This is a genomic window from Sphingobacterium sp. JUb20 (assembly GCF_004342035.1).
GTDB lineage: Bacteria > Bacteroidota > Bacteroidia > Sphingobacteriales > Sphingobacteriaceae > Sphingobacterium > Sphingobacterium anhuiense.
The window spans coordinates 20,392-31,393 of sequence record NZ_SLYV01000025.1 but is presented as its reverse complement, the minus strand read 5'-3'; the positions used below and the strand labels follow the sequence as shown (position 1 = coordinate 31,393).

Annotated in this window: 8 protein-coding genes; 4 read left to right on the top strand and 4 right to left on the bottom strand. The window is 34.8% G+C overall.

Features of this window, described 5'->3' with window-relative positions; translation table 11 throughout:
* Nucleotides 1-133 precede the first annotated feature (133 nt).
* Nucleotides 134-2,299, bottom strand: coding sequence for a S46 family peptidase (locus EDF66_RS25290; RefSeq protein WP_132846035.1), 2,166 nt, complete (start codon nucleotides 2,297-2,299; stop codon nucleotides 134-136).
* A gap of 143 nt (nucleotides 2,300-2,442) precedes the next feature.
* Here EDF66_RS25290 and EDF66_RS25285 point away from each other — a divergent pair, with 143 nt between their 5' ends.
* Together EDF66_RS25285 and EDF66_RS25280 are read left to right on the top strand one after the other, a co-directional pair.
* Entirely contained in the window at nucleotides 2,443-3,381 is a 939-nt protein-coding gene (locus tag EDF66_RS25285) for a hydrogen peroxide-inducible genes activator (protein ID WP_021189329.1), read from the top strand.
* Between the two features lie 6 nt (nucleotides 3,382-3,387).
* On the top strand, nucleotides 3,388-5,196 hold the full coding sequence (locus EDF66_RS25280; RefSeq protein WP_021189328.1) for a chloride channel protein: 1,809 nt from the start codon (nucleotides 3,388-3,390) through the stop codon (nucleotides 5,194-5,196).
* A gap of 20 nt (nucleotides 5,197-5,216) precedes the next feature.
* Here EDF66_RS25280 and EDF66_RS25275 read toward each other — a convergent pair whose 3' ends face one another.
* Entirely contained in the window at nucleotides 5,217-5,807 is a 591-nt protein-coding gene (locus EDF66_RS25275; protein ID WP_132768434.1) for a riboflavin synthase, read from the bottom strand.
* A gap of 663 nt (nucleotides 5,808-6,470) precedes the next feature.
* Here EDF66_RS25275 and EDF66_RS25270 point away from each other — a divergent pair.
* Nucleotides 6,471-8,129 (top strand): GLPGLI family protein, encoded by a 1,659-nt coding sequence (locus tag EDF66_RS25270; RefSeq protein WP_132846034.1) that lies wholly within the window; start codon nucleotides 6,471-6,473, stop codon nucleotides 8,127-8,129.
* Between the two features lie 56 nt (nucleotides 8,130-8,185).
* Here EDF66_RS25270 and ychF read toward each other — a convergent pair whose 3' ends face one another.
* Nucleotides 8,186-9,286, bottom strand: coding sequence for a redox-regulated ATPase YchF (ychF, locus tag EDF66_RS25265; RefSeq protein ID WP_021191342.1), 1,101 nt, complete (start codon nucleotides 9,284-9,286; stop codon nucleotides 8,186-8,188).
* 70 nt (nucleotides 9,287-9,356) lie between these two features.
* Here ychF and EDF66_RS25260 point away from each other — a divergent pair, with 70 nt between their 5' ends.
* Nucleotides 9,357-9,698: a Rieske (2Fe-2S) protein gene (locus tag EDF66_RS25260; protein WP_132846032.1), complete on the top strand. Its 342-nt coding sequence runs from the start codon at nucleotides 9,357-9,359 to the stop codon at nucleotides 9,696-9,698.
* Between the two features lie 28 nt (nucleotides 9,699-9,726).
* Here the strand turns inward: EDF66_RS25260 and EDF66_RS25255 are convergent, their stop codons facing one another.
* Nucleotides 9,727-10,830 carry a hypothetical protein gene (locus tag EDF66_RS25255; RefSeq protein ID WP_132846030.1) on the bottom strand — a complete coding sequence of 368 codons (1,104 nt, stop codon included), beginning with the start codon at nucleotides 10,828-10,830 and terminating at the stop codon, nucleotides 9,727-9,729.
* Between the last annotated feature and the right edge of the window lie 172 nt (nucleotides 10,831-11,002).

Sequence of the window (11,002 nt, the reverse complement as noted above, 5' to 3'; positions counted from 1 at the left end):
AGTTACTAAGCGTAACTTAAACTCGAAATCATATTTCTGTTTTTTGCTCATAAAAATGCCCCAAATAAGTGTCTAACTTTTTGGGGCATGTCTAAAATACGATAAGCCTTTTATTATTTATTGCAGGGGATACTTATATACCCATTTCTTTTAATATAAATTGAGCATTGTCAATTTTGTCTGCTACCCATAGTACGTAACGGATATCAACACCTATCGAACGGCTATAACTATCGTTCCATGCAAAATCATTAATGGTTGCATCGTATGAGCGGTCAAAATTGACTCCGATCAATTCGCCATATGCATTCATAATAGGAGATCCTGAATTACCTCCGGTAGTATCCATATTATAGAGCATATTAACAGGTACATCGTTCAGTTCTTTCTTAATATATGGTCCAAAATTCTTGTTTTCCCAAGCAGTTTTTATTTCAGCTGGATATTCAAAATCTGCCTCTCCAAGATTGCCTTTTTGTATAATACCTGCTAGTGTTGTAAATGGCTTCATGTAAGTAGCGTCAACAGGAGAGTAACCTTTTATGTTTCCGAATGTTAGTCTCAATGTGGAGTTCGCATCAGGAATAAAGTTTTTAGACTGATACAATTCCTTAACTGCCACATAATCTCCCATCAATTTATTTAACACTCCATCTCTTCTTTTTTGCTCAACAGCAAATTGCTGAATATCTTGTTCTAGTGACGATTGAAATTTCATTAGGTTATCTGAATAAGCCAATAGATTAGTCCTATTTGATAAAATATCATTAAATACTGCTGCGCTGTTATTTAATTTCGATTCTGTAATAAGCTCCCCGGCATATGCACTTGCAAGATTATTATCTTGGAACTTCAGTTTTTGAATTGTTTCGATTTGATTGTTCCCTTGGAAAGCATGTGCGTCAGCTAGCATCTTAGCAAAGATACGGAGATCTGCATACATGCTGTAACTTTCGTAGATACCTTTTAAGTTTGTTTTTAACTTATTAATATTAGCTTCAAAAAAAGCATTTTGATCTTGTGATGTACTTTGTTGTAGCATCGCTACTTTAAACGTATTTATTTCTTTTGCAACGCGCATTAAACTCGTGCTCGTGTAGATATTATTCATCCACATTTCCTTGTAGACGTCTTGATTGATTAATTTGTATAGACCATCAATATCATCCATCAGAGTACCATATTTATTTTTTAAATCTGATTTGCTATTGATAAAAGTACTTAGCGCTTGATCTTCTTTTATTTTGGTATTTATTAAATCAATATTACGAAGACCTTTTAGTTTTCCTTTATAGTTTTTTAAAACATTAGCGTTTCTTTTAATACGTGTTGCTAAGTAAAGGGCGGCATCATTATCTGTTTTTCCTGCTTCATACATGCGCTCATTTTGAAATTCATACAAATTAGAAACATAAGGCAGTAAAAAATTTTGTTGATATTGAATATATTGCGCAGGACGGTGTCTAAATGTTTTACCTGGATACCCTAAAATGAAGACGAAATCATTCTCATTAACACCTTTTGGGTTTACTTTTAAAAACTTCTTCGGTTGGTAAGGGACATTTTCTTTTGAATATTTTGCAGATGCCCCATCTTTACCAACATAAGCACGTAAGAATGAATAGTCTCCTGTATGTCTTGGCCAGATCCAGTTGTCGGTTTCACCTCCAAATTCTCCGATGTTTTGACGAGGAATATATACTAGGCGTACGTCTTCAATTGTTTTATATCGGAATAGTACATATGTCTTACCGATAAACATTTCAGAAACTTCAGCTTTGATCGTTGGATCCTGTTTTTGAGCCTGTTCTACCAGTTCTTGTTGCTTTTTCTTAATAATTGTTATTCTTTCGGATGGATCCGTGATATGTGCAACTGCCGCCAGAATTTTCTCAGAAACATCTTCGTAAGAGTCTGTAATACGTATAGTTAGTCCTCTTGCTTCAATTTCTTGTTCATGTGACTGTGCTACGAAACCATTTTTAAGATAGTTGTTGATGGGAGTACTCGCAAGCTGTACTGCTGAGAATGCACAGTGATGGTTCGTGATGATCAATCCACTTCCTGATACAAATGAACCCGTACATCCGCTTACTTGTACTAAAGCATCAACTAGTCCAACTTTTCCTGGATTATAGATATCCTTTTCATTTATTTTTAGTCCCGCATTTTTCAATCCCGCTTTATTCAATTCGCTAAGAGGAAACATTCCTTCGTCAGGAGATTTCGCATGGATAGTAGGGGCAGCTGTTGCTAAAAGTAGGAGTAAACTCCAGGATTTTGTATTCAGTAACTTCATGTTTGTTTATATATTATTAAATAGGATTGTTCTGTCCGATCGAAGCTCAAAGATAAAAAATATTAAGTACATATCTTTCGATCACGATTCGATCATTTGGTATGAAATATGTTTGTTACTTTTGTATAAATAAAATTGATAAGATGACGCTCATTCAATTAGAGTATATAGTCGCCGTTGATACATATAGAAACTTTGTAGCCGCTGCCGAAAAATGTTTTGTAACACAGCCCACATTAAGTATGCAAATCCAGAAACTGGAGGAGTCTATTGGAGTTAAAATTTTTGACCGAAGCCGTCAACCTGTAATTCCTACTGAAATTGGAGAAAAGATAATTGCACAAGCTCGTATTATTCTGATAGAAAGTAAAAAAGTTTTGGAGATTGTCCAAAATGAAAATGGTGAATTGGACGGAGAGTTACGTATAGGAGTGATTCCGACGATAGCCCCATATTTGTTACCGACGGTTCTAACACGGTTTATGGATAAATACCCCAAAATGCAATTACAAATTTGGGAGTATACCACCGAAAGAATTGTTCACGAGTTGAAAGTAGGACTTTTGGACTGCGGGATCTTATCGACACCATTACATGAAGCAGGAATAATTGAAAAGCCACTTTTTTATGAAAACTTTGTGGCATATATTTCGGAAAACAGTCCGCTTTTCGGTAAAAAGATGTTGAGCTCTGATGATATCGGAGAGGATAAGCTTTGGTTATTGAATGAAGGTCACTGTATGCGTGGACAGGTATTAAACATCTGCCATCATAAACATAATTATGATAGTTCTGGTCGTTTTGAATATAATACCGGGAGTGTAGAGACTTTAAAAAAGATGGTGGATATCAATTCGGGAATTACAATATTACCCGAATTATCTATTGTAGATTATAATGAAGATCAGCTAAACCGGATTCGTTATTTTAAAGCTCCGGAACCTGTCCGTGAAATAAGTCTTGTAACAACACAGAATTTTGTCAAAAAACAAGCTATTGAAGCGTTATCGCGTGAGATTATGGAAGCAATACCGGAGAAGTTTAAATCAAAGAAAAAGAAAGAGGTTCTAAGTTTTCAATAATATAAAATGAATAGTAAAACATTAAGAGGCAGGCTTAATAGAAAATTAGATGCGCTTAATCATTGGCGGATGCATAAAATTTCGAATCGAAACTTTATCATTATTTTAGCTTTTGTAGTCGGGATTATAGGTGGTATAGCTGCTTCTGTGTTAAAAGCATTAACGCACTTTATTGCTTCGACCTTACAGGATGATGTGGATTGGCATTATAAATATTCATTCTATTTATTCTTCCCATTATTAGGTATTCTTTTGAGTGTCTTGTATGTGCGTAAGGTGCTAAAGGCAAAACATCTTGAGCACGGTATAACACCGATTATTTATGCCATTTCCAGAAAATCGAGTCAGATTCCTGTTCACAATGTCTATTCGCAGATAGTCACCTCGGCTATAACCGTTGGGTTTGGAGGATCTTGTGGATTAGAGGCACCTATTGCGATGAGTGGATCTGCCATCGGATCTAATACGGGGCGATTTTTTGGCTTGCAATATAAAGAGGTGACGATGCTATTGGCTTGTGGGGCTGCAGCTGGTATCGCAGGCGCTTTTGACAGCCCTTTAGCTGGGATGGTGTTCGCCATCGAAATTTTATTACCGGAATTCTCTATTCCGGTGCTTATTCCGTTACTGATTTCGGCTGCAATGGCATCGGTAGTTGCACAATCATTGTATAGTGAACCCCTATTTCACACTTTTAGTACAGAGTGGGAGGTATCAGCACTATTTTTCTACTTATTGTTAGCTTTATTGGTTGGTGGATATTCTGTTTATTTTGCGAAAATCAGCAGTATTGTCAAGAATTGGTTTACTAATATTAAAAATCCTTACAATAAGGTGTGGGTTAGTGGCATATCATTGGGGTTGATGATCTTTATCTTCCCTGCTCTTTACGGAGAAGGATATATTGCGATTCAGCAAATATTGAATGGTCAATTTAATGCCATTGTTAAGAATAGTCTATTTGCAGATTATCAGGATATCGGGCTTGTAATATTAGCTTATTCGGTTTTAACTCTTTTTGCCAAATCATTTGCCGCTCTGTTTACCCTTAATGGTGGTGGAAACGGCGGTGTTTTTGGTCCTAGTCTGGTGATGGGCGGGCTATTGGGCTTTGCTTTTGCTTATGGAGTCAATCTGACAGGAATAACAGAATTGAATGTTCCTAACTTTGTAGTGGTCGGCATGGCCGGCGCCTTGAGTGGAATCATGCATGCACCATTGACAGGTGTTTTTCTAATCGCAGAAATCACTGGAGGGTACGGATTGATGGTACCGCTAATGCTTGTCACTTCCATTTCATATTTAATTAATAGATCGATACTGAAATACTCTATTTATACGAAAGTTTTAGCTGATTCAGGAGACTTGCTGTCTTACGAGGACAAGGATCGATCTGTATTAAGTATGATGAAGGTAAGGTATGTTTTAGAAACTAATTTTGTCATACTAAGACCTGAAGAAACCCCTAAAATGAGACAATCTGATATTATTCACAGTAAGCGTAATATTTTTCCTATTGTTACTGAAAAGGGCAAATTGCTAGGTATCTTATATAGCGAACGCTTATTTTCTATTTTGTTGGGTGAGGAGGAAGGTATCGACCAACCTTTTAGTAAGTTAGCGGAAACACCTACTGATCTTGTTAAAATACATGAAGAAGATATGGAGTCGGTCATGCTCAAGATGAAAAAAGATGATGTATGGATATTACCAGTGATTGATAAGGATGGGAATTATCTCGGTTTTGTATCGAAATCAAGTGTCTTTAATAAGTATAGGGCATTGCTGATGCGACAAGGACATTATTTGGAGTAACATAAAATATGGCTTTGAGATTAACCTCTCAAAGCCATAATTTTTGATACATATTTGCCTATGATATCAAATTCCAGATTTACTTTTGTACCTACTTCTACATTTTTTAAGTTTGTGTGTTCAATAGTGTAGGGGATAATTGCGACAGAAAATTGATCAATTTTAGAGTTAACTACAGTCAGGCTAATCCCGTTTACTGTAATAGATCCTTTTTCAACTGTGATATTCTGAAGCTTTGGATCATATTGAAATGTAAATACGAAACTTCCATCTTGATCTTGTTTGTTAATACATGTTGCTACCTGATCAACGTGACCTTGTACAATATGTCCGTCAAAACGCCCATTGGCCTGCGTACAACGTTCTATATTCATGACATCGCCAATCTTTAAATCTTGAAGATTTGTTTTTTGCAGTGTTTCATCAATTGCAGTTACTTGATGCAAATTTTCTTCAATTCCAACAACGGTTAAACAAACTCCGTTATGGGCTACACTTTGATCTATCTTTAATTCATTGGAAATCTGGCTCTCGATATACAAATGAATATTTGTATCTTCTTTGACAATATCTTTGACCTTTCCTAAGGTTTCTATAATTCCTGTAAACATGTGTTTTTCTGATTTTATACAAAGATAAAGATAATCTGAGGATATAAAAACACTTAGAATCATTCTAAATTGTAGTAAAATCACTACAATTTAATATTATTAAAAAAAATAAGAATAAATAATTTGTTATAGTGTAATATATACACTATCTTTGTTGCATCATAATTTAGGTTTATAATTGGTTTTAAAGGTTTTCATTCTCCCCGTTTGAAAACCTTTATTTATTTATAGAGATATTATTTATCTTTTAAGTTTTAATATTGTCATTTTTCTAATTATATAGGTTTTAATTCGATTTCACTGTTTTTTATTCAAAAAAAGTTATTGTGTTGGATTTACACCATATCAAATGGGGCATACTGATATCTTATTACTGGTTAAAAGAGTTGCAGTAATGGTATTTTTAGCATTATTTTTTATTGAAAAATAATAAATAACGTATCGTTTTACACTATATTTCCTTATTATTTTTTCAGTGTTCAAATAATTATTTTGTAAGAATAATAAATATATTTTACCTTTGACGTAGGTTTAGGTTGATTACCTCTTTCAAGAGGTACTTTAAAGCCTGGGAAATCGCTCGATTCTCTCAGGCTTTTCTATTTTATAGCCATATTATCAATCATTTTTTTAAATTTGAAGATTAATCATTTATTCCATACTATGCGTATATTATATCTATTTCTATCTCTCTTTTTTTTCCAATCACTTTATGCTCAGAAAGGCATTTTAGTTGAATATCAGCGTTCCAGTAACAATAAAGTTATGGAATCGCAGGATCCGACTTTAGTTTATGCAAATGCCGAGCAAACAGTGATTACAAGCCGTAAGATTATGAGCGGTGAAGCGAAGATGCCTTATGAGATTTTTGTTATTAAAAGACCTTCAAATGCTTATTATAAGATGACACGGGTCAATGCAATGAAACAAATAGGTACAATTGATTCCAATGCGATCAATAAACAAAATTTGGAAATTACTAAGGAAACTAAAAAAATATTAGGCTATACTTGCTATAGGGCAAAAACTAGTGTAAACTCGAATAGCATTGATATCTGGTATACGACCGAGCTGAAGGTAAAAGGTGGTCCTTCAGATTTAGGGCAGAACCTTGGCTTTGTACTTGAAGTAGTCCGTAATGGTAATTCTGCAGTAACAGCAAGTAAAATTGAAAAACTAAAGGAATGGCCAACGTCATTAAACTTGCCTCAGTCATTGGTTTATGTTGATGATTTGACCTATAAAGATGAGCTGTGGAAAAGCAGGTTTACACAAGTTCCTGTCTTTAAAAATGAAAAGATCAGCTTCTCTGATGATAGTAAATCGGATAGTATTTTAAGATTTGCAAATGGTACTGTCATTGTTAAAAAAGTAAAAATTCCAAAGATTAATCCAGGACAAACTGTATTTGTGCAATTGACTGAAAAATCTAAAGGTGACGCTTACGATCGTACAGGTTCTGTTTTTATTATTCCTCAAGATCAGCAACTGTCTTTTTTAGATGGTATGCAAAAAGGGATGAATACGCTACCGTTTTATGATAATGGCAATGGTAAAAAATACCAAGGTGTGATCCGTACGGCTAATTATTCTCCTATCTTAGAGCTTATGCGCTTCTTTACACCTTTTGGTGTGAGTCAATTTAATTATTTAAAATTGAAGGGCAAGACCTGGCAAGATTCTGTATTATATAGACAGGATATCAGCGAGCTTGCGGGGGCTATCAGTGATCAGGAAGTTTATGTAGGTGCTTTTATTGGAAATTATGATAAAAATGGCCATGAGATAAGTCTTGAATTGACGGTACATCCGGGGTTTGATAGAAGCCAATCATTAAAAAAATTACTGCCAATTTTTAATACTACTAATGTAATGGAAATGGGTGGGCAGGAGTACGGAACGATGTTCAATAAGGATCAAGGTTTGGTAGTAACTTTTGAGTTGAAGGAGGATGCGGAAAATGTTCAACTGCGCTATGTTACTACTGGACATGGTGGATGGGGGAATGGTGATGAATTTGTCCCTAAAACAAATCGTATATTTCTTAACGAAGTGCCGTTATTTAGCTTTACACCATGGCGTAATGATTGTGGATCATATCGATTAAGTAATCCTGCTTCCGGAAATTTTGCTAATGGTCTATCTTCTTCGGATTTGAGTCGTTCTAATTGGTGTCCAGGAACGGTAACTTATCCTATTTTTATCGATATAGGAAAACTTAAAGCTGGAAAGCATACTGTCCGTGTTCATATTCCGCAAGGCGAAAGCGAGGGAACAAGCTTCAGCAGCTGGAATGTATCGGGTGTATTATTATATGAATAAAACGAAAAGGGCTGAAAATATTTATTTTCAGCCCTTTCTAATTATTTTAATATTAATTATACATTGAATCTGAAGTGCATAATATCACCATCTTCAACAATATATGTTTTTCCTTCTACCGATAATTTACCAGCTTCTTTACAAGCTGCCTCAGATCCTAATTCGATAAAATCATTATATTTAATGACCTCTGCACGGATAAATCCTTTTTCAAAGTCTGTGTGGATAACACCTGCTGCTTGTGGGGCTGTAAATCCTTTTTCAATTGTCCAAGCACGAACTTCCTGCACACCAGCAGTAAAGTATGTTGCTAAGTCCAGTAGTGAATAAGCTGCCACGATCAATTTAGAAACACCAGATTCTGCTAAACCTAGATCATCTAAGAACATCTGACGCTCTTCAAAACTTTCTAATTGTGCAATTTCCGATTCAATCTGAGCAGAAATAATTAATACCTGTGCATTTTCATCCTTAACTTCTTCTTTTACACGGTCAACATAAGCATTACCGGTATTGACAGAAGCTTCGTCCACATTACACACATATAATACAGGTTTTACAGTTAGTAATGCTAAATCTTGAATGAAATCGAAATCGTCTTTTTCAAGAGGTGCTGTACGAGCTGATTTACCAGCTTCTAAATGGTCTTTTACAATAGATAAGATTTCATAAGTGCGTTTTGCATCTTTATCTCCACCTGTTTTGGCCATTTTTTCTACTTTTTGAATACGTTTCACAACAGTATCCAAATCTTTCAACTGTAACTCAGTATCAATGATTTCTTTGTCACGAATAGGATCTACAGATCCATCAACATGGATCACATTGCCGTCATCGAAACAACGTAAAACGTGAATAATTGCATTTGTTGTACGAATATTCCCTAAGAATTGATTACCAAGACCTTCACCTTTAGAAGCGCCTTTTACTAAACCAGCGATATCAACAATCTCAATTGTATTTGGAACAATTTTTTGAGGATTAACCAATTCAGCTAATTTATTAAGACGGGTATCAGGAACAGTGATAACCCCAACATTTGGTTCAATAGTACAAAAAGGAAAGTTTGCCGCTTGTGCTTTAGCGTTAGACAAACAGTTAAATAGTGTTGATTTACCTACGTTAGGTAATCCAACGATACCGCATTGTAAAGCCATAAAATATGCTAGTTTTTTGAATTTACGCAAAGATAAAAAATAAGTCGAAACTTTCTATGTATCTTTAATTATGTTGCAATGGTATAAGATCGATAAGACGAGTATTTATGTTGAAGACCGAATTTATGAGGTAGAAGCGGGGCGTACCCGGTTGTGTATTTTGCATAATGCAAATGGCTGGAAAGCATTTTCTAGGAAATGTCCACATGCGGGAGCTTCATTTGTAACGGGTTGGTGCGAAGGTGAAGAGATTGTTTGTTCTTATCACCGGCATAGATTTAATTTGACAAGTGGCAAAGGTTGTCCCGGACAAGGGGATTTTATTAAGATATACCCTACTAAAGTTGAAAATGAAGAATTGTATGTTGCCATTGAATCTTCAGGTTCTTTCTTTAGCAGGCTATTTAAATAAGAGTTTTTTGATTAATGATTGGATACGATTATTTGTTGTGCGGATATTCCTGTATCCAGTTAAAACCACGATTCATTAACTCAAATGTTTTCGGATCTCTTTTTTTAAGTCTGATTTCTTCCAATCGCTCTTTTATTTTTACTTTTAATAGCACATCACCATTCTCCTCCAGTTTATAATCAAAGGTGTAATTGTTTAAGGTCATCTTATTTTCTGATGTATTAAAGCCGACTCCGATTCGTTGTACATTGTAAAAATTATCACGAGCTCGTGCATTTCCTTCATATTCAAAGATTAGAAATGACCAATCATTGGGTATGCTAACTCTTTTTTCTGAACTTGTGTCAATTTGATAGATACCATACAATGGCGATTTTTTGAAATATTGTGCTATTAATTTTTTTTGATTAAAAACACCAAATAGCTGGGTTGAGATAAACAGCATAATCACTAAGACTTTGCATATCGATGCAACCCACTTTTTCCATACTCTATTGAACACTGGCCTATTAATTTGCTTAAGTTGACTAGACTCGCCTTTGAAAAAAAGGTCTGTTAAAGATTTGAGATATGGAAGTAATAAAAATACCGATAATAAGACTAGTGCAGTTGACATCAACTTTACAGGTACATCGTAAAAATAGTTTATGGCCATTATATTTAAACTTGTAGCCACTGTGATTAAAGCGCCTAAAACCATTGTTTTCCTAAACAGGAGTAGGCCTGCCATTACCTCCACAATACCAATAAAAATATTGTATCCTTTCGAAAAACCAAAGAAATTCCATGCCAATCCCATTGGAGAAAATTCACCTAGAGGTTGCATAAGCTTGGTCAATCCTGGAGGCGGCATTTGCGCATGCATCAATTTGCTTACACCATAGTTGATGAGCATGAATGCAATGTAATAGCGAATAAAGACCGTCAACCAATAATAGCACTTATTGTAATTATTTCTTTTAGTATCTATCAAGGTCCAAATGATTGTTCCCAGAACTCCAATGATAACTAATATCAGAAGTGTTACCCAGTCATAAGAAGTATCTCCGCTACCGTTGGAGAAAATGGAATAGTCGTATTGATATTTTAATATATTTTTCGAAAACCATGGTGTACAGATATGCATTAGCATAATCAATGGTCTATTGATGAAGCTGAATAGAGGGAATGAACCGTTATTACATATCACTATAAATATTAAAATAAAAACGAAAGAAAAACGGAATCCTATTTTTTTTCCAAAACTCCAGTATATGGTCGTGTTATTAGTGGAATTAATCATAAAATGGTTTAAATAATTAGCT

Excerpts from the sequence above, each read along its gene's own strand:
- EDF66_RS25290 (WP_132846035.1), bottom strand. The coding sequence starts at position 2,299 with ATGAAGTTACTGAATACAAAATCCTGGAGTTTACTCCTACTTTTAGCA.
- EDF66_RS25285 (WP_021189329.1), top strand. The coding sequence starts at position 2,443 with ATGACGCTCATTCAATTAGAGTATATAGTCGCCGTTGATACATATAGA.
- EDF66_RS25280 (WP_021189328.1), top strand. The coding sequence starts at position 3,388 with ATGAATAGTAAAACATTAAGAGGCAGGCTTAATAGAAAATTAGATGCG.
- EDF66_RS25275 (WP_132768434.1), bottom strand. The coding sequence starts at position 5,807 with ATGTTTACAGGAATTATAGAAACCTTAGGAAAGGTCAAAGATATTGTC.
- EDF66_RS25270 (WP_132846034.1), top strand. The coding sequence starts at position 6,471 with ATGCGTATATTATATCTATTTCTATCTCTCTTTTTTTTCCAATCACTT.
- ychF (WP_021191342.1), bottom strand. The coding sequence starts at position 9,286 with ATGGCTTTACAATGCGGTATCGTTGGATTACCTAACGTAGGTAAATCA.
- EDF66_RS25260 (WP_132846032.1), top strand. The coding sequence starts at position 9,357 with ATGTTGCAATGGTATAAGATCGATAAGACGAGTATTTATGTTGAAGAC.
- EDF66_RS25255 (WP_132846030.1), bottom strand. The coding sequence starts at position 10,830 with ATGCTAATGCATATCTGTACACCATGGTTTTCGAAAAATATATTAAAA.